This is a genomic window from Desulfosporosinus metallidurans (assembly GCF_001936615.1).
GTDB lineage: Bacteria > Bacillota > Desulfitobacteriia > Desulfitobacteriales > Desulfitobacteriaceae > Desulfosporosinus > Desulfosporosinus metallidurans.
In genome coordinates this window covers 1-23,749 of sequence record NZ_MLBF01000015.1, presented here as the reverse complement: position 1 = coordinate 23,749, position 23,749 = coordinate 1, and the positions used below count along the sequence as shown (strand labels likewise).

Annotated in this window: 17 protein-coding genes; 15 read left to right on the top strand and 2 right to left on the bottom strand. The window is 44.5% G+C overall.

Translation table 11 applies throughout. The features are described from left to right. Window positions 1-2 precede the first annotated feature (2 nt). From DSOL_RS11410 to DSOL_RS11400, 3 genes are all read left to right on the top strand, one after another. Window positions 3-1,139, top strand: a complete 1,137-nt coding sequence (locus tag DSOL_RS11410) for a pyridoxal phosphate-dependent aminotransferase (RefSeq protein WP_075365047.1) — start codon at window positions 3-5, stop codon at window positions 1,137-1,139. Between the two features lie 215 nt (window positions 1,140-1,354). Beyond that, the gene (locus DSOL_RS11405; RefSeq protein ID WP_075364984.1) at window positions 1,355-2,203 is read left to right on the top strand and encodes a YitT family protein; all 849 of its coding nucleotides are present in this window, start codon (window positions 1,355-1,357) and stop codon (window positions 2,201-2,203) included. A gap of 39 nt (window positions 2,204-2,242) precedes the next feature. Further along, on the top strand, window positions 2,243-3,640 hold the full coding sequence (locus DSOL_RS11400) for a sensor domain-containing diguanylate cyclase (protein WP_075364983.1): 1,398 nt from the start codon (window positions 2,243-2,245) through the stop codon (window positions 3,638-3,640). A 5-nt stretch (window positions 3,641-3,645) separates the two neighbouring features. Here the strand turns inward: DSOL_RS11400 and DSOL_RS11395 are convergent, their stop codons facing one another. Then, entirely contained in the window at window positions 3,646-4,371 is a 726-nt protein-coding gene (locus DSOL_RS11395; RefSeq protein ID WP_083642492.1) for a polysaccharide deacetylase family protein, read from the bottom strand. Window positions 4,372-4,511: 140 nt separating this feature from the next. Here DSOL_RS11395 and DSOL_RS11390 point away from each other — a divergent pair, with 140 nt between their 5' ends. From DSOL_RS11390 to DSOL_RS11340, 11 genes are all read left to right on the top strand, one after another. Then, complete coding sequence (locus DSOL_RS11390; protein WP_083642490.1) at window positions 4,512-5,420, top strand: amidohydrolase family protein; 909 nt, start codon at window positions 4,512-4,514, stop codon at window positions 5,418-5,420. Next, window positions 5,417-6,157, top strand: a complete 741-nt coding sequence (locus DSOL_RS11385) for an ABC transporter ATP-binding protein (RefSeq protein ID WP_075364981.1) — start codon at window positions 5,417-5,419, stop codon at window positions 6,155-6,157. Before DSOL_RS11390 ends, DSOL_RS11385 begins: the two co-directional genes overlap by 4 nt. After that, window positions 6,154-6,915 (top strand): ABC transporter permease, encoded by a 762-nt coding sequence (locus tag DSOL_RS11380; protein WP_075364980.1) that lies wholly within the window; start codon window positions 6,154-6,156, stop codon window positions 6,913-6,915. Before DSOL_RS11385 ends, DSOL_RS11380 begins: the two co-directional genes overlap by 4 nt. Window positions 6,916-7,058: 143 nt before the next feature. After that, window positions 7,059-10,718 carry a helicase-exonuclease AddAB subunit AddB gene (gene addB / locus DSOL_RS11375; protein WP_075364979.1) on the top strand — a complete coding sequence of 1,220 codons (3,660 nt, stop codon included), beginning with the start codon at window positions 7,059-7,061 and terminating at the stop codon, window positions 10,716-10,718. A 56-nt stretch (window positions 10,719-10,774) separates the two neighbouring features. Continuing rightward, window positions 10,775-14,932 (top strand): UvrD-helicase domain-containing protein, encoded by a 4,158-nt coding sequence (locus DSOL_RS11370; protein ID WP_075364978.1) that lies wholly within the window; start codon window positions 10,775-10,777, stop codon window positions 14,930-14,932. Between the two features lie 128 nt (window positions 14,933-15,060). Further along, complete coding sequence (locus DSOL_RS11365; RefSeq protein ID WP_075364977.1) at window positions 15,061-18,093, top strand: FAD-dependent oxidoreductase; 3,033 nt, start codon at window positions 15,061-15,063, stop codon at window positions 18,091-18,093. Between the two features lie 23 nt (window positions 18,094-18,116). After that, the gene (locus tag DSOL_RS11360) at window positions 18,117-18,599 is read left to right on the top strand and encodes a hydrogenase iron-sulfur subunit (protein ID WP_427854398.1); all 483 of its coding nucleotides are present in this window, start codon (window positions 18,117-18,119) and stop codon (window positions 18,597-18,599) included. Further along, on the top strand, window positions 18,592-19,542 hold the full coding sequence (locus DSOL_RS11355; RefSeq protein WP_075364975.1) for a 4Fe-4S dicluster domain-containing protein: 951 nt from the start codon (window positions 18,592-18,594) through the stop codon (window positions 19,540-19,542). Before DSOL_RS11360 ends, DSOL_RS11355 begins: the two co-directional genes overlap by 8 nt. A 10-nt stretch (window positions 19,543-19,552) precedes the next feature. Beyond that, complete coding sequence (locus DSOL_RS11350; protein WP_075364974.1) at window positions 19,553-20,569, top strand: 4Fe-4S dicluster domain-containing protein; 1,017 nt, start codon at window positions 19,553-19,555, stop codon at window positions 20,567-20,569. Continuing rightward, window positions 20,569-21,411 carry an FAD/NAD(P)-binding protein gene (locus tag DSOL_RS11345; protein ID WP_075364973.1) on the top strand — a complete coding sequence of 281 codons (843 nt, stop codon included), beginning with the start codon at window positions 20,569-20,571 and terminating at the stop codon, window positions 21,409-21,411. Before DSOL_RS11350 ends, DSOL_RS11345 begins: the two co-directional genes overlap by 1 nt. A 26-nt stretch (window positions 21,412-21,437) precedes the next feature. After that, entirely contained in the window at window positions 21,438-22,679 is a 1,242-nt protein-coding gene (locus tag DSOL_RS11340; RefSeq protein WP_075364972.1) for a (Fe-S)-binding protein, read from the top strand. A 212-nt stretch (window positions 22,680-22,891) separates the two neighbouring features. Here the strand turns inward: DSOL_RS11340 and DSOL_RS27935 are convergent, their stop codons facing one another. Further along, the gene (locus DSOL_RS27935; protein WP_170871493.1) at window positions 22,892-23,068 is read right to left on the bottom strand and encodes a hypothetical protein; all 177 of its coding nucleotides are present in this window, start codon (window positions 23,066-23,068) and stop codon (window positions 22,892-22,894) included. A gap of 148 nt (window positions 23,069-23,216) precedes the next feature. Between DSOL_RS27935 and DSOL_RS11335 the strand changes: the two genes are divergently transcribed. After that, window positions 23,217-23,735, top strand: a complete 519-nt coding sequence (locus DSOL_RS11335; protein WP_075364971.1) for a hypothetical protein — start codon at window positions 23,217-23,219, stop codon at window positions 23,733-23,735. Window positions 23,736-23,749: the final 14 nt, after the last annotated feature.

Here is a 23,749-nt window from a genome sequence, read left to right as displayed (position 1 = left end):
CTATGCACGGTGGAAATCTGCGAAGAGCCCAAGAAATCTATGGCTTGGATTCATTTATTGACCTTTCTGCCAATATAAACCCATTTGGACCACCCTCAGGAGTTTGGGCTGCCTTACAAGAGGGTATGAAGGATATTGTGAACTATCCTGATCCTGAATGTCAGGCCTTAAAAAAGACACTTTCACGCTATTTGGGACTTCCGGCTGAGATGATTATGGTAGGTAATGGAGCAGGGGAATTAATATTCACGATCGTGCAAGCGTTAAAACCTAAAAAAGTTGCGATTCCTATACCTACATTTAGTGAATACGAACGAGCCGCGCATTCAGTAGGGGCCGAAGTGAGCTATATCCCTTTGGGTGCGGAGGGCTGGGCGAAGTATAATAGAATTGATGAAGTAGATCAAATGTGGCGCGAATACTTAGAAGGGTGTGATTTGCTCTTTCTTTGTTCACCCCATAATCCGACTGGGAGTGTCCTTGAGAAAAGGACGTTCGAACAAATCTTAACCATAACCAAAGAATCAGGATGTCGCATCCTCTTCGATGAATCGTTCCTAGATTTTCTTCCGGACGAGTCTCGCAAGTCCACTCGCGCTTATTTAGGGGCTAATGAACACCTCATTGTTCTGTACTCTTTGACGAAATTTTACAGTCTACCAGGGTTGCGTTTAGGCACTGTTTTTGCGCATCAACCCTTGCTTACTCTCTGCGAACAATTCCGCGATCCTTGGTCCGTGAATGTTCTTGCTCAGCGCGCTGGGATCACAGCCCTTCAGGATTTGAGGTATCCGGATGAGGTGCGAGAAAAATTGAGGGAGAGTAGGTCCTATTTCTACCGTGAATTTGAACTTTGCGGCTTTTCGGATTTGAGACTCTGGCCAACCTCTGTGAATTTTGCCTTAATCGAACTACTGAACCATTCGTCAGGAGAATTGATTCAACACTTGGGACGTCTTGGAATACTTGTACGAAACTGTGCCAGCTTTTCAGGACTCTCGGGTGAATTTATCCGAGTCGCGATTAAAGATATTCTTGTCATGGAGAGGCTCATTGAGGGTTTAAAGAAATTCTATCTTGAGGTTGATGGGAGGCCTATTGGATCGGCACTGGGACACCATCCTCCTCTAATCCCTTAACCATCAAAGAAGCCAGACATGCTTTCCAGAAGTCGTTTCCTAAAAGAGAGCAGTAGACCGTTTGAGTCTACTGCTCTCTTTTAACGGAAACCATTTTTTGAGCATCGACAAAAATATGCATCCCCTCCATTCGCAGTATTCTTTACTGAAAACACAAATGTCTGTATAATGAAGTATGATATTAAGTAGTTACATCAGTAATAGGGGGTAACCTTTTGAAGTTGACAAAGAGGCTTAGGTTTATAGGAGGGATCATTGGGATTGCCGTCGGCGCGATCATAGCGGCATATGGTGTTCAGGGCTTTATTGTTCCTTCTGGGTTAAGCGGTGGAGGGGTTGGCGGGATTGCCTTGCTTCTTTACTATAAACTAAACATTCCCATTGGACTTATGACCTTTGTCTTAAATATCCCGTTGTTTATTCTAGGTTGGCGTGAAGTGAATAAACATTTTGTTTTTAAAACTATATGGGGTTTGGTAATTTTTTCTGCCTTTTTAGATCTTTTTAAAGGGATTCAGCCCATAGCCTTTGATGACATTTTCCTTGGTGCACTTTATGGAGGGGTCATCTCAGGGATTTCCTCAAGTATTGTATTCCACTTTGGTGGTAGCCTAGGCGGCACAGACATCGTCTCCAAGGTCATTCAGCGAAAGTATGGTGTACCTATGGGGAACTCAGCACTTGCTATTAACGGCGTCATTATCATGATATCTTGGGCTATCCTGGGTTCAAAAGTTGCTCTTTATACCTTAGTTACCCTGTTCGTATATGGACGTGTACTCGATTTAATACAGAGTGGAGTTCCGTCTAAATCGATAACCATTATTTCAGACCAATCCGAGGCCTTAGTTGACCGAATTATGATTGATTTAGGCCGTGGAGCGACGTTTTTACAGGGAAGAGGCGCGTACTCTAACGAACCCAAAAATGTCATTATTTGTGTCGTCAGTCTGCCCGAAATTGGTCGTCTAAAACAGGCAGTACGGGAAGTCGATCCGTTGGCCTTCATGATTGTTCAAAACGCTGGCGAAGTTCTCGGCAGAGGGTTTGTGTCAAATGAATAAACTTTCTTACGACTATTGAGGGAAAGGAGGAGCACATTAATGGCAGAAAATAAGAACCCCAGAACTGAGAAAGTCAAGACGATATCCTCTGTTTCAAATCATAGAATTTGGTCCTTTGGCATGATCAGCTTGATGCTGGGTTTGACTGTTTTAATGATCCTCCTCGGGCATGAAAGCATCTTTTTCGTGTCGTTTTTTTACTTAATGGTTGCTTTAGCCGCCCTTTATTTACCCTTGAGATTAATCGTCATCCAAGTTACTGTCGCCTCAATCTTAACCTGGATTGTTCTGTATCAAGACACTCATCAGTTACTCCTCTCGCAATGGTTTGTGAATACCCTAGTTTATCTTGGCGTCGGTATGGCGGTAAACCGGGAAGTCGCTACCATACGCCAAATTCAACGTCACAACGAAGAAATGACAGCGTTATCTCACATTTCAACGTCATTAACCAAAACGTTAAATTTAAACGAATTGACGAGCCAGGTTGTCGATCATATTTTCACTCTTTTCCTAGCAGACGGCTGCACAATCTTCTTGATGGACGAAGAGAAGAAAACGTTACGGGTGATCAGTGCACGGGAAAATCAAGATGACCCTGAAATTCTGGACCAAGTTCTAAGCAGTCAACCTCGGGTGGGATTTGGAATGGTCGGTTGGATTGCTGCAACTGGAGAGCCCATTATATCTGGGGATGCTGAACATGACGCTCGAGCCTTGCACATCCCGGGCACGCCTTTTGACGACGAGTCCGTGATGGGCATTCCCCTTAAAGCCGAAGGAGAAACCTTCGGGGTCCTTTGGATTTACAAACTTGGTTTAAACGCTTTTAGTGATGAAAACCTTCGATTAGCTCAAATATTTGCGAATCAAGTCAGTGTGGCCTTAGCAAATTCCCGCTTGTATGAACACGTTCGGCACCTTTCAGAAACCGACGGCCTAACTGGCCTTTTAAATTCGCGCTCCTTGCTGGATTTGACCGAACGAGCCATAAATCATGCTCAGACAACCGGAGGGTGTGTATCCCTCTTCTTTATTGATTGTGATAACTTTAAGAAAATTAACGATTGTTTTGGTCATCCTGTCGGGGATCAATTCTTGCGCTTCTTTGCGAGCCAATTATTGGAAGGTGTTCGAGAGGGAGATGTGGTGATCCGGTATGCTGGAGATGAATTTGTCATTCTCCTTCCAAATACAAACCTAGAAGCTGCCAAGAGTGTTGGGGAACGTCTAATTGAGACGACTAGGGTAAGGATCATGGAGAATAATCCACGCTTACATACCACTGTTTCAATGGGATTAGCCACTTATCCTGAGCATGCCAAGTCGGCTGAGGAACTTATCAAACATGCCGATGATGCTCTATATTCTTCAAAACGAAACGGGAAAGACCAATTGAACGTTTATATTCCAAGTTATGAAAGTGTTTGTTCTTAAAATTGCTATTTAATGTCTGAATCCATCGTTTTGAGCTCACTTAAAGTGACCAAACGATAGCCTTGATTTCGGAGAGCGTCAATAATCGGCCCCAACGCTTTGACGGTTTGTGTACGTTGATAGCCGCCATCATGCAGGAGGATAATAGCTCCAGGAAATACATTTTTCACAACATTATCCACAATCTGCTTGACACCAGGATTACGCCAGTCTTTGCTATCTACGCTCCAAAGTGCTACAATATGGCCATTGTTTTTAATGATTTCTAATTGGTTTTTGGATAAAAAACCACCCGGTGGACGGTAGAAATAGGTGTGGGTCCCTGTTGCAGCAAAGACCTCACGGTCTGTCTGATTCATTTCCTCAACGAGACGGCGCTGCTGGTAATCATGGTTAAAACTATGGTTTCCAATTTCATGCCCTTCTTTAACTAGGCGCTTTAACAAGAATGGGTTTGATTGAGCCGCCTGCCCCAAAACAAAGAATGTCGCCCGGACTTCCTTTTCTTTAAGGATATCCAAAACAGCAGGTGAATCGATCGGATCAGGTCCATCATCAAAGGTTAGAGCGACTACTTTTTCCTGAGTATGAGCCATATAATAGGTTCCAGGTGCCCGGACCAGCGATGGAGTCGTTAGTGAATGTTGAATCATGGTGAGAAGACCTCCTACCGAGACAAGAAACAAAAACGCAAAAACCAACTTACGGCGTGTTAACACATAAATGAACAAATCATTCACCCCCAAATTGCTTATATATACCTATGGATGAACTCCATGTTCCATGCCTATTAAATTAACATATCTATGCTAAAGTCCCTTGAGGTGGATCTTACCAAGTACGTCTCATTGATTATAAGGAGGAGTTTGCCATGAAACCGGATCACATTTTAGACTTTCATACACATTTTCCAGCAAAGAAAACCGGCATGGCTATGCGGGAACTTCACCCTCAAGTTAAAGCCTACGCCAAGGAATTAAGAGAGCATTGGCGGGAAGTGTTCGATTTTCCCGAACCTGAGAAAAAACAGCGTGGAAATCAAGCACAAGGGGAACGTTGGGCTGCAGAAGTAAAGAATCACGGTTTGGAAAAGGTCGTTTTCATGACCGGAGGAGGGAACAACGTTCTCGCCGACGTTGTGCGTCAGCATCCGCAAGAATTTTTGGGCTTTGCGCATCATGACCTATGTGCCCCAAATGCCGTTGAGGAAATGCAGCATGCTCTTAATGATCTAGGTTTGATAGGGTACAAATGGTTCGGCCCTTTAACCACGCTACCGTTTGAGGCACCAGAGTTGAAACCCTTTTGGCGCTTATTAGCGGATCGAAAAGTGCCTGTTTTGATTCATTTTGGCGTGCTAGGTGGTGCAGGAGGAATCGTTCGTCACCCTCGAATAAGCCCAATTACGTTGGCAGAAGTAGCACAGGAATATACTGATATTCCTTTTATCATTCCGCATTTCGGAGCAGGCTACTTTCAAGACCTTCTGCATTTAGCGTGGTCAAGCCCCAATGTCTACATTGACACGTCGGGATCCAACGATTGGATCCGTTGGATGCCCAAGCCGTTATCCTTGAAAGATCTTTTCGCCACAGCCTTAGATACGGTCGGTCCAAACCGAATTATTTTCGGCACAGATTCTAGTTGGTTCCCACGCGGTTGGGCAAAGAAGTACTTTGAGCTACAGACTCAAGTGTGCACTGAACTGGGTGTGTCCCAAGAGGAAATGAATGCTATCTTCTATCACAACGGGGCAACCTTGTTGGGGCTTGAAAAATGAAGGTCGAGCTAAACAATGTCAGTTTAAGTATCCAGCAAGACGCTCATCTTATAGAGATTCTTAAAGAAGTTTGCTTGCAAGTGCGTCTTGGCGTAATTCATGCTCTGCTTGGACCTTCCGGCAGTGGAAAGAGCACGTTGCTTTATGCTATCAATCGATTACGTGAAATTCAGCGGGGAGAAATCACCCTCGAGGGGGAAGATATCCGGCAAATTAATGTTTATGAACTTCGTCGCCGAATCGGACTGGTGATACAAAAACCCAGATTTTTCCCCGGAACAGTTGGAGATAATATTTTGTTTGGCCCTCGATTGTGGGTCAAGGATCACTTGACTTTAGCCGATCCAAAACATTATCTTGAGATGGTCGGGCTGGATCCAGATTGGGTAGCACGTGATCCGAATACGCTCTCAGGTGGGCAACAACAGCGCGTATCCCTTGCCCGCACCTTAGCTAATAACCCAGAAGTTCTACTGCTTGATGAACCAACGTCTGCCTTGGATGCCCAGGCCAGTGAACACCTTGAAACGTTGATTACAAACCTTTGCCGGGAACGGGAACTAACCGTCATCTGGGTAACACATGATGTACACCAGGCTGAACGCATAGCAAACGATGTGACGCTCCTTTACCGTGGGAGAGTAGTGGAACAGGGGCAAGCAAAGCGTTTCTTCGGCGGTCCTAGCACAGAAGAAGGCAGAAGCTTTCTTGCAGGGAAATTAGGGGGCGAGTTATGAGTTGGATGGCCTTAAGCCTATCGTTGGGTTTTGTGGGTTTGGCTGCGATAGTATCGCGGTATCAAGAACTTGGCCTAGAAAAAGAATTAGCCATTGCTATTGTTCGCACGCTAATCCAACTGACGATCGCAGGGTATGTACTAGCCTATGTGTTTGCCTCCCAACACCTCATTTTCATGGGGCTAATGCTGGCACTTATGATGGGGGTAGCCGCACAAAATGCCGCGAAGCGGGGCAAAGGAATTCCAGGAGCTCTTCGCATCGTCCTCATAGGTATTGTGATCAGCGAAGCCCTTACTCTCGCGCTTTTACTCCTCTTTGGAATCATACCTGGAACACCCCAGTTCGTTATTCCCTTAAGCGGAATGATTATCGGGAATAGTATGGTCGCCAGTGGGGTGACTTTAAACCGTCTAAGCTCCGAGTTTACACTTAGGAGTGGGGAAGTGGAGTTAGCACTTTCACTAGGAGCTAACCCCAAGAGAGCGTCACTGTCCGTTGTCAAAGCATCTGTCAAGGCTGGAATGATCCCCACCATTGATTCTATGAAGACAGTTGGTTTAGTACAACTACCTGGCATGATGACAGGACAGATTCTCGCTGGCGCCGATCCCATTCAAGCCGTTCGTTATCAGATTTTAGTCATGTTTATGATATCTGGGGCTACAGCTATTGCCAGCCTCATCGTTGTATTACAAGGTTATCGCACCTATTTCACTCCAGCGGCGCAGCTAATAGTTCCTAGCCTTAATGACTAGGAACTTATTTGTTCTAGTTTAGAAAGCATTCTTCACATAGTTTTGTCTTAATGCTTTGTTATACTTATAAAGAGAATGAACAATTTCATCGTTTGCCCATGCTATAATAGTACCAACATGTCCTTTTGAATGGAGGGATTTATTTGGGTTTCCGTTTCGTGTTCGGTCGTGCAGGAAGTGGCAAGAGTACTCTATGTCTGGAAGAAATCCGTGCCGAACTGCGGATGAAGCCATGGGGAGAGTCACTGATCCTCCTCGTACCCGAGCAAGCAACTTATCAGATGGAAATGGCCCTAGCCAATACGCCTGATTTAGGTGGAAGTTTACGGGCCCAGGTTTTGAGCTTTCGGCGGCTAGGCTGGCGCGTTTTTTCCGAAACTGGAGGGGGGCAAAAAGTTCTGATCGGCGCAACAGGCAAACGGATGCTCCTGCGTCGAATCCTCTTGAAGCATCGTCTTCATTTGAAAGCCTTCGCCCGCTCTGCTTCCCGACCAGGCATGGCTGATCTTCTTGCTCAAGCGATTGGAGAATTCAAAACGTACCGAATAACCTCGAATGATTTACGACAGGTTAAACATACAACTGGAATTTTGACAGATAAACTCCAAGACTTAGCTCTTATTTACGAAGAATTCCAAGCAGCATTAGGACAAGGAATTGGTGACCCTGATGATGAATTGCCGGCTCTAGCGGAAAAAATCCCTTTTGCACCCCTTCTTCAAGGGGCACAGGTATGGGTTGATGGGTTTACGGGATTTACTCCTCAGGAATTAGAGGTCTTAAAAATCATTATGCTCACGGCCAAAGAAGTGGTTATTACGTCCCCACTAGATCCTTCTTTGCTTGCAGAGGAACGTCAACGGGAAGAAAGGATTTTTAAAGCCGGTGAGGAACTATTCACAGGACCTTGGCAGACTTATCAGGATTTACTGCGGATTGTCACGGAAACGGGTATCCGTCTACACTCTCCCACCGTGCTAGAAAACGTAAAACGATATAAACATCCCTGGCTTTGGCATTTGGAAAAATATTATTCTGTTTTTCCGACCGTGAATTACGAGGAAAGAATAAAATCCCCTACGGAACCAGAACGTTCGCTTAGCGACGGAATTCAGATCTTATCAGCGGTAAACCGACGTGCTGAAGTGGAAGGGGTTGCGCGGGAACTACGGAGTTTAGCCAGGGATGAAGGACTCTGCTGGAATGAAATGGCAGTCATGACTCGTGACCTCTCAGGCTATCATGAGCTGATTTCCCAAGTGTTCACGTCCTATGAGATCCCACATTTTTTAGATCATAAACGCTCCATTCTTCATCATCCGTTGATTGAATTAGTGCAATCCATCTCTGAAGTGGCGGAGAGCCATTGGGCCTATGAACCCTTATTTCGTTGTTTGAAGACGGACTTTTTCCCACTTCAAAGGGATGCTATTGATTGTCTGGAAAACTACGTGCTCGAACATGGAATACATGGAGAAGGCTGGAATGCTAATATAACATGGCGGTACCATCGTCAGTGGTCTCTGGGGCAAAACGAGGAACAACGGGCCACTGAGCTCAAACTTCAAGCTGAGCTGAATACCTCTCGCCAAATCGTTTATGACCTTGTGGTCGGATTTGTTCAAGGGGTCTCACCACGCGGCAAAGCAGGGGCGTTAACAGTACGGGAAATTACTGAAATGCTTTATGCCTTCCTAGAAAGGCTTGAGGTTCCAGCGACATTAAAGAATTGGTCGCAAAAGGCCCAAGAAGAGGGCGAACTCAGCGCAGGTAAATTACATGAACAAATCTGGGATGCCGTGATCCAAGTGTTGGATGAAATGGTCTCTGGATTAGGAGACGAATGTTTGGAGCTTGAGGAGTATGCCCTGATTCTAGCATCTGGGATCGAGGGGATCGAACTGGGGCTAATTCCTCCTGGGCTTGACCAGGTTTTAGTAGGATCATTGGATCGTTCTCGGAATCCGGAAGTCCGGGCCCTCTTTCTCCTTGGTGCTAATGAAGGGGTTCTTCCTGCCCGACCGACTACGGATGGCGTTCTCGACGCGGAGGAAAGGGAACAATTAGAAAAAGCCGGTGTCTCCCTTGCCCCCAAGGGAAAGTCGCAAATGTATGAAGAACAATTCTTTATCTATACGGCACTCACCCGGGCTACCGAAAAACTTGTGGTTTGTTATCCCCTGACCGATGAAGAGGGGAAAGGATTGACGGTTTCTCCTGTCGTCACACGGCTTTCACACCTTTTCCCAACACTCGCTGAGTGGTTTCTTGGGAATCAGGAGGAGATTCACCGCATCAGTCAGCCCGATTTTGCCCTTCAGGCCTACGCCGAACAACTGCGCTCTTTGCGCCAGGGAGAACCGCTTTCCCCTCTTTGGGAAGCCACTGAAACATGGCTTACACAAAACCCCCTTCGACAAAATCAAACGAAGCGGTTGCGGTCCAGTCTCCTGACCCAAAATCAGGAAGATAGAATTCAACGCCCCCTAGCACGCCGTCTATACGGTAAACGCTTGAAGGCCAGTATTTCCCGTTTAGAACAATTCGCCAAGTGTCCTTTTGGACATTATGCACGTTACGGTCTGAAGCTGCGTGAAAGGCCCACCTACCAGTTGTCAAGCCCCGATATGGGGGAATTCTTTCATGCCCTCTTGCATGATTTCGCCCTTCAATTACAGGAACGGGGCTTAGCTTGGGGGAAATTGACGAAGGAAGAATCTTGGGCACTTGTCAGTGAACTGGCGGATCAGCTTGTCCCAAGTCTTCAGCATGAAATTCTCCTTAGTAGCGCGCGCTACCGCTATTTAACCCGTAAACTCAAACGGACCGTACATCATGCTGTGCGAGTGCTGGCAGAGCACGCCCGCCAAGGGGTATTTATTCCTATCCAGTTGGAAGTGAGTTTTGGCCCAAATGAAATGCTCCCTGGAGTCGAGATTCCGTTAACTGAGGATGATTCCCTTCTTTTATGCGGTCAAATTGACCGTGTCGATGCTGCGTTCTTGGATGGTAAAGTGTATTTACGTATTCTCGACTACAAATCCCGTGAACTATCCTTAGGTTTGGATTCAATTTATTATGGGCTAAATCTCCAATTGCTCACATATCTAAATGTCGCCTTGCAGGGAGCCGAGGTCTTGTTAAATACAACTTCGACTTTGTCTTCGTTAGGCGAAACTAGTCCACCGTACGCTCTTAATGAGATCGCAGCAGGAATAGACAACCCTTCACCTCAGAAGATTCCTGCGGGCTTTCTGTATTTTCCTGTGCTGGAACCCCAGTTAGAAGAAAAAATCCCTCTCAGTTCAGAAGAGTTGGAACAACGCCGTGTCAAAGCTATCAAGGTCAGCGGGTATTTATTAGCCAATCCTAGAGTATTGGAAGCCATGGATTCTTCCTTTTCCTCAGGGCAATCCGATTTACTAGGGCTCAAATTGAAAAAAGACGGTAATTTCAAAAAAGGATCAAATGTCCTGACTGAAGATCAATTTTCTCTACTCAGTAACTATCTTCATCAGTGGTTTCGACAGACAGGTGAAGAAATATTAGACGGCGATATTTCCCTCTCCCCTTATCGACGAGGAAAAAGCACAGGATGCCAGTATTGCTCGTATAAACCTGTATGCCACTTTGACCCCTACCTACAGGAAAACCAATACCGAGACCTGCCTGCCTTAAAACAAGAGGAGGTCTGGAGACGCCTCGAAGGTATGGAGGAATGCGTCTCAATCCCCTCGCCAAATGTCGCCTCCTCACCTGAAACAAAGAGCTCGAACGACCTTAGCTTAAACTGGCTGGAATAAGAGAAAGAAGAGTTCACAGAAGAGAAGGCAACAACGTTGAAAGGAGGAAATCTAGCGTGAGTACACCTCAATGGACGCCCGAACAGCTTGCAGCCATGACGTTGCGAGGCCAACTCTTAGTTGCTGCTGCAGCTGGTTCAGGTAAGACGGCCGTGCTCGTAGAACGTTTAATCCGCCGTATCACAGACCCCGGAGAAGCAGTGGATGTCGATCGTTTTCTTGTGGTTACCTTCACTAAAGCGGCAGCGAACGAGATGAGAGATCGTATCGGCAAAGCCTTAGACAATGCCTTATTTCTTGAACATGAAACTGGGGAAATCGAGCGTCTCCTCCGCCAGCGCTCCCTTCTTCAGAGGGCTAACATTACGACCTTACATTCGTTCTGTTTAGAATTAATTCGGAAGTATTTCTACCAGCTTGAACTTGATCCTGCGTTTCGGGTGGCGGATCAAGCAGAGGCAGACCTTCTGCGCCAAGACGCGATCGAAGAACTCTTTGAAAGCCTTTATGAACAAGAAGACTCCGCCTTTTTAAAACTCGTCGATGCCTTCGGTACGGATCGTGATGACCAACCCTTGATGGACCATGTTTTGCGTCTTTATGTGTTTGCATATAGTCAACCTCAGCCAGAAGTGTGGCTGAGTGAGCTTGATAAGGCCTATGTGTGGAATGATATTGAATCTATGATGCAAAGCGAATGGGGTCAAGCCGCTCGCCAAGGACTAGTGGACCTTGTGTCTGAAAGTATAAGCTTACTCGAACGAGCTAAACAAATCGCCCAGCGTCCGGACGGACCAGCCATCTATGCTGAGACCTTACAAGACGATTTAGCCCGAGTTCGATTATTAAACCGCGCATTAATGGAAGGGGATTGGGCTCAGGTCGAAGCACAGTTTCAATCCGCTGTCGATTACCCCAAACTCCCGGCTGCCCGTACTAAAACAAAGAAGAACTCTGCCTTGGAAATTGACGAGTTCTTGCAAAAAGAGTTGCGAGAAGAAAGTAAGAAATTAAGAGATGAGGCTAAAAAGAAACTCAACTTTTTGAAAGATGAGGTCTTTGCTTATCCCCTTGAACGCCAGGTTCCCGCCTTACGTGAGATGGGGACTATGGCACAGACACTCGGGCTTTTAGTGATTGAGTTTTCTCAACTCTATGCGAAGGAAAAGGGGCGACGAAACGTCTTAGACTTTACAGATTTAGAACATTTTGCCCTTCGCTTACTAGAAGAAGAGAACGAGGCCTCTTTGATTGCTCAAGGGTTAAAGGAGTATTTTGCGGAAGTCCTGGTGGACGAATATCAGGACATCAACCCTGTACAGGAACGCATCTTGCAACTAGTATCACGGCAAGAGGAGTCCCCCAATCTCTTTATGGTTGGAGATGTCAAGCAGAGCATTTATCGTTTTCGTATGGCCGACCCCAGTTTATTTCTCGCCAAATATAGCACCTTGCCACATTGGCACCCTGGTTCGCCCGGTGATACATCTCATTTGGAAACCGTGATCGATCTGAATCGCAACTTTCGAAGTCGTCGTGAAGTGGTGGAGGGAGTTAATTTTCTATTCCGTCAGATCATGACCAAAGGTGCAGGCGAAATCCTGTATGACGATCAAGCGGCTTTACAATACGGAGCATCCTTTGTTTCCGGACAGGATCAAGTTGACACGGCAGAAGGACCGATTGAAGTCCACCTTATTGACCCCAAAGGTATAAAAAGCTCGTTGAACGTGCTCTCCTCAGAGAACGACAAGTCAGGTAGCGGAAACCAGCCTGGAATGATTGAAGATGACTCAGAACCCACCCCTATGGAAGGTAACTCAGGGACTGAAACGGAATTGTCCTCTGGAACTGAAGAAACCATATCTTCAGAAGATCTTGATAAGGCTCGAATCGAAGCGCGTCTGGTTAGCGAACGGATCCAGCACATGGTGCAAGGGTCGGAATTCCAGATTTATGATAATGAACTTAAGGATTTTCGCCAAATCCGCTATTCAGACATTGTGATTTTGATGCGCTCCTACTCAGCAGTGGCACCGATCTATGTCGAAGAATTCCAAAGTGCTGGCATTCCGGTTTATGCTGAAACAACCACTGGGTATTTTGGAGCCAGTGAAGTGGAAACGATGTTGTCTCTTCTTAAAATCATCGATAACCCGCACCAAGACATTCCTTTGGCTGCAGTCCTGCGCTCTCCACTTGTAGGCCTCAATGGGAGCGAATTAGGTAAACTTCGAATGATGCTCCCTGAAGGAGACTTCTATGAGGCATTAACCCTAGCGGTCTGGGCAGGTATGGTCGATGGTTTGACGCCGGAGAGAGCCAGCGAGTTTAAACAAATCTTAAGTCTATACGAGGAATCCTTGCCACAACGGTTGGAAACCGCACAAGAACTATTGGACTCTGCTGAAGGGCTGAAGGATAAAGTTACGGAATTTTGGCTTAAACTTCAAGCTTGGCGAACGAGATCTCGGCGAATATCACTGGCTGATTTGCTCTGGTCTCTTTATGAAGAGACCGGGTACTTGGCTTATGTTGGAACCTTGCCGTCAGGGGTTCAACGACAGGCCAATCTTCGAGTACTTTATGACCGCGCCAGTCGCTTTGAAGCAACAAGGTACCGCGGTTTGTTTCGGTTTCTTCGCTTTCTAGATCGTTTCCAAGGCCAAGGTAAAGATATGGGAAATGCCCGCGCTTTAGGAGAAAATGAGGATGTCGTTCGTTTGATTACGGTTCACGCCAGCAAAGGGTTGGAATTCCCGGTCGTGTTCGTTGTCGGTCTCGGGCGTACGTTTAATACTCAAAGCCTCAAGGGGAAAATGCTTCTCCACTCCAAATTAGGTCTGGGTATGCCGATCATTGATGTGGACAACAATGTGCGTTATCCCTCTTTGATCCAATACGCGGTTAAGCAGCGTTTGGCTCAAGAATCTTTAGCTGAAGAGTTGCGTATCCTTTACGTTGCCCTAACGCGTGCCAAAGAACGACTATTCCTCTATGGAAACTTAGAAAACTTCGATAATACCCTTCATAAATGGCATCGTACGTCTGAATGGGACGAGATTGCCCTACCGGAAGTTCAACTCCGTGGTGCAAAATCCTTTTTGGATTGGATCGGTCCTGCGCTGACCCGACATCCCCAACATTTCTTCGGCGAGACTGAGGAACGATCAGCCTTATCCTTTCCTGAAGTCAATTCACGCTGGGAAATCCACCTTCATCGAAGCTTAACAAACCTCAAGCTCAAAGAAGATATTACAGAAGAAATTTCAGATAAAATTACAGAATATATTATTGAAGAGAGTACTGAGAAAAACATAGAAAAGTCCCGAAGTGATAGTGCAGGGGAGGACTGTAGCAAGAACATTGATGTGAGTGCTGAAAAAGGCCTTGACGTAAAGAGTGTTGATTCATGGTTTTCTGAAGTCAACCGTCGGCTAAGCTGGGAGTATCCACACCGCAATTCTGTTCGGCAGGTGGCTAAAACGAGTGTCAGCGAACTGAAACGTCAATTCAACTGGCATGCAACTGAAGATGCATCACCGCTTGCGACGCCCGGGAACCGGACTGATGCCATGAGACGGCCAAAATTTCTTCAATCGTCAGCACAGTCACTTACCCCGGCAGAGCGGGGAACTGCCTTGCACACGGCAATGCAACACATTCCGTTTAAAGAATGGGCAACCCAATGGGCTACATTGGGGCAACCGGAACAATTCAATCAAGTTGTTAAATTTTTGAGTTTGCTCGAACGACTTGAAATTCTCAGTGTCGAGCAGAACTTGAGTATCCAGCCGATGCATATTGTCGATTTACTAAGTTCTCCATTAGGACTGCGACTTTTTAACGCAAAGCAACTGCTTCGAGAAGTTCCTTTTACCTTAACGTTTCCGTCTCAAGACCAAAAAAATATCTTAGTTCAAGGGGTGATTGATGTTGTAATTATTAGTGAGGACGAACGTCAGGAAACTAAGGCAGAAATTCTTGACTACAAAACAGATTCTTTCCCTACAAATAGCCCAATTGATCTTGGGCAAATCTTACAAAAACGATATGCCCTTCAGCTTTCTCTTTATGCCCTAGCAATTGAACGCTTACTAAAATTAGGCGTTTCACGTTGCACCCTCTATTCATTTGCTCTTGGGCGGGAAATTGAGATTTCAGATGAGCTTCGCAGAGACGTTCAGATTCCTACCCTTCAGATTCCTAATTGAATAATCGCATTTTTCTATAATAGTTATCGTTTTGAGAAAGGATTTTAGACTTATTTGGCGAACTAAATACTTTGTTCCTTGTGATTGTTGTAACTATTACAAAGAGTAAGGATGAAAGAGGTGTTAAAATGAGTCAAAATAAAATCGGTGCCGTATTGATAGCCGGCGCAGGGATTGCTGGTATTCAGGCTGCACTTGATTTAGCAGAGTCGGGATACTTAGTTCATTTGGTTGAAGAGTCGTCGGCAATTGGCGGAACAATGCCAATGTTGGATAAGACGTTCCCGACTAATGATTGCTCTATGTGTATTTTGTCCCCCAAATTGGTTGAATGCGGTCGCCATCTTAATATTCGCATTTATACTAATTCCCAAGTTATCAAATCAGAGGGTGAGGCAGGTAACTTTAAAGTAACCATTAAGCAAAAGGCTCGTTATATTGATGTTGAAAAATGTACGGGTTGTGGAGCGTGTGCTGCAGTTTGCCCTGTAAAAGTTGATGATGAATTTAATCAAGGTTTAGGCAAGCGTAAAGCTGCTTTCAAGCAGTATTCTCAGGCCTTCCCGAATGCCTATGCTATTGACGAAAAGAATTGTCTGTTCCAATCACGTGGTAAAGCACAAGGCAAGGAAATATGCAAAAAGTGTCTCAAAGCTTGTCAGGCTGGAGCTATCGACCATATGATGGAAGACAAAGAAATCAACGTCGAAGTAGGTTCGATGATTCTTAACCCTGGCTTTAAAGTATTTGATGCCTCTAAGTTAGATTATTACGGCTATGGCAAAATTAAAAGTGTTGTTACCAGCCTTGAGTTTGAGCGCCTTCTTAGTGCTTCAGGACCTTTTGATGGGCATTTGGTAAGACCTTTTGACCAAAAAGAACCACAAAGAATTGCTTGGATTCAATGCGTAGGTTCCAGAAACGCCAAAATCGATAAAAATTATTGTTCTGGTGTTTGCTGTATGTATGCAATCAAAGAAGCAGTGATTGCTAAGGAACACAGCCATATTCCCGTTGATACTACGATCTTTTATATGGATATGAGAACCCATGGAAAAGATTTCGAAAAATATTATGATAGCGCCAAGAATCAACATGGTGTCAACTTTATTCGCTCTCGTATTTATGAAGTAACAGAGGCTAAAGATGGTTCGGGCGATGCCGTCATAAGGTACTCCACTGAAGATGGACAAATAGCGACGGAACAATACGATCTGGTTGTCCTATCTGTAGGAATTGAACCAGGGGATAGTTCTAAGGAATTGGCTAAATTATTAGATCTCAAAGTTAACAAATTTGGGTTTGCTGAACTTGAAGTACTAAGTGGAGTGAATACCTCCAAAGAAGGGGTATTCGCAGCAGGAGCTTTTAGTGGTCCAAGAGATATTCCGGAAACAGTCATGCAAGCCAGCGCAGCAGCCGGTGCCGCTTCCGCTTTATTAGCTGAAGAGCGCGGCAGTCTCGTCAGTGAAAAACAATATCCGCCTGAACTACAAGTTGCAGGAGATGTAATCAGAACGGGAGTCTTTATTTGTCACTGTGGGGTCAATATTGGCAGCGTTGTGAATGTCCCATCGGTCGTCGAGTATGCCAAGACTTTGCCAACGGTTGTCTATGCCAGTGATAAGATCTATGCATGTTCGCAAGATGCCCAAGCCTCAATGAAAGCTCTGATTAGTGAACACAAGTTAAACAGAGTCGTTGTTTCTTCTTGTAGCCCACGAACTCATGAGCCTTTATTCCAAGAGACATTGAAAGAAGCCGGCTTGAATGCTCACCTGTTTGACATGGCCAATATTCGTGACCAATGCTCTTGGGTTCATATGAATGAACCTGAACTAGCCACTGAAAAGGCTAAAGATCTGACCAAATTAGCCATCATCCGTGCCTCTATGCAACAGCCTGTCCAGCCAATATTTATGGCTATGAACCATGCTGCCTTGGTTATCGGAGGTGGGGTAGCTGGAATGACGAGCGCCCTATCTTTAGCAGATCAAGGGTATGAAGTTCATTTAGTGGAAAAAGATAAGGAATTAGGCGGCATTGCAAGGAGATTCTCGACCGGTTTCAGAGGAGAAGATATGAAAGCCTTTGTTGCCGGGTTAGTTGAAAGTGTCAGCAACCATGCTAACATTAAACTCCACGTTGGTGTAGCCATTAAAGATGTGGGGGGCTTCCTTGGTAGCTTTACAACGACTTTAGAAAATGGAGAACAGATCGAGCATGGCGTTGCCCTTCTTACCATTGGCGGTCAGGAATATAAGCCTAAGGAGTATCTCTACGGCCAAGACGCTCGTGTCATGACCCAAATCGAGCTGGACGAAGCTTTGGTTAGTCATGATTCTAAGGTCGAAAATGCTAAGAATTATGTCTTTATTCAATGCGTTGGCTCCCGTTGTGAAGAAAATCCTTATTGCAGCCGTACTTGCTGTACTAAATCCGTCAAGCTCGCTTTAAAAGTAAAAACTAAAAATCCTGAGGCTAATGTCTTCGTTCTGTATCGCGATATGAGAACCTATGGTTACTTTGAAGAGGATTATGAATTAGCGCGACGTATTGGAATCATTTTTGTCCGCTATAGTGAGAATCAAAAACCTGTCGTTACTAAAGAAGGGGACACCCTTGTCGTAACTGTAAACGATCATGTCTTAGATCGTCCGATTGAAATTGAAGCAGACGTCATTTGCTTGGCTGCTGCGATTAAAGCTCCAGAGGACGGCAAGAAACTCTCCAAATGGTTTAAAATCCCCCTAAATGCTGAAGGCTTCTTCTTAGAAGCGCATATGAAATTACGACCTGTCGATTTCAGTACTAACGGAGTATACATGGCAGGTATAGCTCATAGTCCAAAGAATATGGAAGAAGTCATTACTCAAGCTAAAGCTGCAGCCGGACGGGCTGGTGTAGCCTTGTCTAAGGAGCAGGTAGAATCAGCAGGCTTAAATGCCTTCGTTGATAAACGCAAATGTACTGCCTGTGGTACTTGTGAAGCTGTTTGCTCGGCTAAAGCCGTTGCAGTCGATATGGTTAACCGCGTTGCTGTTGTTAACGATGCTCTGTGTAAAGGGTGTGGAGCGTGTGCTTCAAGCTGCCGTTGTGGTGCCATCAGTCTTAGAGGGTGTACGAATGAGCAAATCGTTGAGATGTTGAACTCCCTATAAACTGAATAATGATGGGAAGGTAGATGATTATGGGAGAAAGTCAAGAGAATGTGTGCCAACCAGAAACGAATGCGTTTAATCCTAAAATTGCTGCTTTTCTGTGTAACTGGTGTAGTTATGCAGGCGCAGATCTGGCGGGTGTAGGAAGAATTCAATACCCTGCAACAATTAGAACGATCAGAGTCCCTTGTTCGGGAAGAATTAATCCCTTATATATTTTGAAAGCAATGGCCAACGGGGCAGACGGAGTCTTGGTGTCTGGATGCCACCCTGGTGATTGCCACTATATTAGTGGTAATTATGTTGCTCGTAGAAAATTTGCTCTAATCCAGTCACTCTTGAAGCATGTTGGTTTAGAAGATGGCCGTGTAAGCTTTTCTTGGGTATCCGCTGCAGAGGGTGGTCGATTTGCTGAAGTCGTGAAAGGGGTTACAGAGCGAGTTACTGCTCTAGGACCTAATAATGGCGTATTTAAAGTAGTAGACGGGAGGGGAACGGATGAATAACATGATTGATGATATCCGAGAAACGGCCCGCCAATTACTGGCTGACGGGAAAGTTGACGTTGTTATCGGCTATGAAAAAGGTTCTTTACCTTTAAAAGCAACGCCTTGCTTTGTACGTTCTCCTCAAGATATCACTAAATTAATCTGGGATGAAACTTGTGAAAACAATTTAGCGGCTTATGTCAAAAAGACCCCTGGAAAAAAAGCCATTATTGCTAAAGGATGCGATAGCCGAGCATTAGTTGTTCTAATGCAAGAAAACCAGTTGGTACGAGATGATTTATATATCATCGGGGTTTCCTGCCAAGGGGTTATCGACAAGAAGAAAGTTGAAGCTGAAACCGGAGAAATTATCTCAGCAAGCATTGCTGACGGTAAACTATCCGCTCAAGGCATGGTTTGCGATAAAGAGTTTACGTTTTCTGAACTAAAAGATGCTACTTGTAAAACCTGTCGTTATCCTAATCCGATCATTGAAGACATTCATATTGGAGGGTCTGTTGAGGTTCCTCAGCAAGCTGTACCTTTTGCCGATGTCATCGAAATGGAAAACAAATCGGACCGTGAACGTCAAGTATACTTCCGAGAACAAATGAGTAAGTGTATTCGCTGTTATGCTTGCCGCAACGCTTGCCCGTTGTGTTATTGTCAAGAATGTTTTGTGGATTGCAATTCTCCTAAATGGCTGACGGGTGGAGTTGACCCCGCTGAAAACCTTATGTTCCAAGCAGGACGTGTCCTTCATTTAGCAGGTCGTTGCGTCGATTGTGGCGCCTGCAGTCGTGCTTGTCCCCAAAATGTCGATATTCGTGCTTTAAACCGTAAGCTTTCTAAAGATGTTTTGGAAATGTATCACCATGAATCTGGTATTAGCGAAGACCTTAAACCAGCTCTTAATGAATACAGCTCTGATGATCCAGAAACGTTCTTGGTAAAGGAGTGAGGTGAAGAAGATGAAGATAAGTAAAGAAAAATTTGGCCAATCATTCGATGCTCTAGCAGAAGAATACCAAATTATTGCTCCAATAAGTGATGCAGGGGGAGTAAATTACAAGGTAGCAAAGAGCTTCTCAGAAGTCAAACAGGATTATCTGAATTCCAAACTCCCTCCTAAATCCTTTCTTTTCCCTCAACACGAAAAACTTCTGTCTTATAAAAAAGAGGGCAAAGACGTAACCGTTATAAACGAGCTAAAGGTAGGGAAAACAGTCTTATTTGGAATCAGACCGTGTGATGCTAAAGGAATGCTGCTTCTAGACAAAGTCTTTAAAAATGATATGTTCACCGACCCTTATTATTATGAGCGCCGAAACAATACCGCCATCATAGGTGTTGCTTGTAATAAAATCGCCCCAACTTGTTTTTGTTCTTCTATGGGCCTTTCCCCTGCCAGCAGTGAAGGATCAGATATTTTTCTGATTGATCTAGGAGATTCTTACCAAATCGAAGCTATTACCGAAAAGGGGAAAGCTTTAGCTGCTAATTTACAAGGTCTTGAAGAGCTAACGAACGAAGATCAATCCTTGGTCGAATCGATTAAAAATGCCAAAACTACGTCTGAAGTAGACGTCTCTACGATCACAAGTAAACTTGACTCAATGTTCAACAATGCCTATTGGGACAGTCTCCAGGAAAAGTGCTTAGGCTGTAATGCTTGTTCTTTCTCTTGTCCTACCTGCCATTGTTTCGATATTTCTGAGGAAGTACGAAATAATGAAGGGAGCAGAGTAAGAACTTGGGACGGTTGTATGGCACCCCTCTTTACGCTGCACGGTTCCGGGCATAATCCGAGGGACTCCAAAAAGGCCCGTTGGCGCCAGCGTATGATGCACAAGTTCAATTATTTTGTCCATAACAACGGGGATATAGCCTGTGTAGGCTGTGGTCGCTGTATAAAAAGTTGCCCAGTTAATTTGGATATTCGGCAGGCCATTGATGGTGTCAACAAAGCAGAATTGGTGGTGGAATAATGGAACTGAACCCTTATATACCGATAACGATGAAGCTTGTTAAAAACTTAGTGGAAACGGAAGACCGGAACATCAACACCTTCACGTTAGAGTTCTTGAATAAACAAGATGAAGAAAACTTTAAATATATGCCTGGTCAGTTTGCCGAGATAAGTGCTTACGGGCATGGCGAAGCTCCTTTTGGGATCGCCACATCTCCGACAGAGCCTGGAATTCTGAAATTCTCGGTCGCTAAAGTAGGGTGCGTTTCAAATGCCTTACACCTTATGGAAGAGGGAACTATGGTAGGGGTAAGAGGGCCCATGGGTAACTATTACCCCATCGAAGAGTTTAAAGGAAAAAATCTCGTCATTATCGGTGGAGGTTTTGCTTTTACAACTCTGCGTTCATTAGCCAAATATATGCTGGATGAAAAGCATCGTGGTGACTATGGAGATATTACAGTAATTTACGGTGCCAGAAACCCAGGCTTGTTACTCTACAAAGATGAATTAGCAGAGTGGGAGAAGAATCCAAATATTAACCTTGTAACCACGATTGACCGACCTGCAGAAGGATGGACCAAAAACGTTGGTTTTATTCCATCCATTACCGAGCAAATAGCTCCATCTTCAGTGAACACTTATGCCGTCGTGTGCGGGCCACCAGCTATGATTAAATTTACGTTGCCGGTTTTAGAAAAACTGAATTTCCCGCCTGAACGGATCTACACTTCTTTGGAAATGAGAATGAAATGTGGACTAGGAATTTGCGGTCGTTGCAATATTGGAACGGAATATGTTTGCAAAGATGGACCGGTCTTTTCTATGGCACAACTAAAAGAACTCCCTAGTGAATATTAATTTTTAGCGTCGGAGGTGATAGTAAGATGGGTGAACCCATTAGAATTAAAAGTTTAGATCCAACCTTGCGTGATGAAGTGGCTGGATTGTTGAAAGGCTATGACTTTTCGAATTGTCTCACGTGTGGTATGTGTACTGCTGGTTGTAAGTACAGCGATTTAATTGAAGATCAGGATCCTCGTAAATTCATTCGCAAAGTAGCACTTGGTATGCGGGAAGAATTGGCTAATGATCCTTTCGTCTGGAATTGCAATATGTGTGAACGGTGTACTGTAGAATGCCCAATGGGTGTGAATATTGCAGCTATAACAAGAGCCTTCCGAGGAAAAACGCCTGTTCCTCCCGGTCATTTACAGATTATTGCCGATGACCATATACGTACTGGTAACCAAATGGCCGTAGAACAAATTGATTATGATGAGACTCTAGAATGGCTTGAGGAGGAACTTCAGAAAGAACTGAACGATCCTACTTATAAGATACCCATAGACAAGCCTGATGCTGATTTTATGTTTGGCTTCAATGCAAGAGAAGTTAAACATTATCCAAATGAACTACAGACAATTTTACATGTATTCTATGCCGCTAAGGCTAACTACACGCTTAGTAGTAAGCGCTGGGACGCTACAAATATCTGTCTGTTCACAGGGAAAAATGATGAATTCCAGGAAATTTCACGCCCGCTTTTTGAAGAAGTGGAGCGATTGAATGCTAAAGAACTAATCGTCACAGAATGTGGTCACGCTTTCCGCTCTTGTAAAATGTTTGAGCGTACTTTCTGGAAAGGGAAGAAATTTCCTGTACGCCACATAGTCGAGCTTTACGCCGATTGGATAAAAGAAGGCAGGCTAAAACTAGATAAAACTAAAAATCCTCTCCCAGTGACTCTTCATGATCCCTGTAATACGGTTCGTAAAGAAGGAGTCTATGAACCACAACGCTACGTTATTAAAAATGTCGTAATGGATTATCGCGAGATGAATCCTGATGGTAAGTATAACATTTGTTGTGGAGCCGGTGGTGGAGCTTTAGCTGTAGCGGCCACCAAGCAGCAGCGTATGATTAAAGCAAAACCTAAAGTGGATCAATTAGTGGCTACTGGTGCAAAAATAGGTTGCATTCCCTGTCATAACTGCATTGACCAGTTTAATGACATGAATAAATTCTATAAGCTTGGCATGAAAATGCATCATCTCAGTACTTTGATCGAAAATGCCTTAGTTTCGGACGCTGAGGCAGCCGCTGCAGCAGAAACCACTGAATCCTAAGTATAGTTGTAAGTTGTTGTATTTGTGAGCGTAGTATGAATTTGTAGGTAGTTGAATGAGAATCCCTGACGACGGTATAAAACGTCGTCAGGGATTCTTCAGTTTCTTGAATTGTCAGGGGTCCCGCCAACATTTTAACGAAAATATACGCTAATACATATTCTGGAAGTCAAAAGCCGGCTTTCCTTACTCTAAGGAGAACCGGCTTTTGGTTACTTATATATCCCTCCACGGGAATCTATGGCCTGAATGTACACGATTTTTTCCCATCCGTCCGGTTTTTTTGTGGAACGGTTTAATAAATACTGCATAAAATCAAAAACAGTTTTTTGATCATCTTCAGGAAGGCGCTCAACCAAGTTATGAATATCTTCTTTCCGTACAACCATGAGGCTTAACCTCCTAAAATCTAATGTCCGCTAAGGTAAGTCAAGGGTAGGAGGAATTGCTGAGAAGATTGCCATTGGGCATGTTCTCTGAAGGAGATTCATTGAGATTCATCGAAAATAGATTTATGAACAGAGGGGGACTTGATCAATGATTACTAATATTTTTGAGATTTGTCAGAAGGTCAATTTCAAACTCAATTTATTGGAATTACTTATGGGCTTAACCATTTTAGTACTCATTAAGGTTGTTGTTCTTTTAGTAAGAAGGTTCGTGAATACTATTCGGAATGATAGTATTATTGATGAACGTGTGAGGGAGAGGAGATCCAGAATCGCCCGAGTTGCGGCAGAAATTGATTATACAGCGATCTCAGAGTCAGAGTCAGAGTCAGAATTAGATTCAAAATTTAATGGTAAGAGAACCCAAATAGTTCAAACTTCAAGAGAACCCTCCGTTAAAATTGACGAAACTTCAGGCGTCCAAACGACAGTTGAGACACAAGAACAAATAGTTGATAACTCCAAACAAGCTCTTAAAGAAGAACAAATTTCAAGTAATCAGGAAGTCTCCGCGGAAGGTCCAACGAAAAAGAAAACTAGGGCAATGTCAATGGAAGAACGTTGGGCTGATTTTGATAAAAAGAGAGCGAAGCGAAATTCCGCTTGATAAACATAATTATC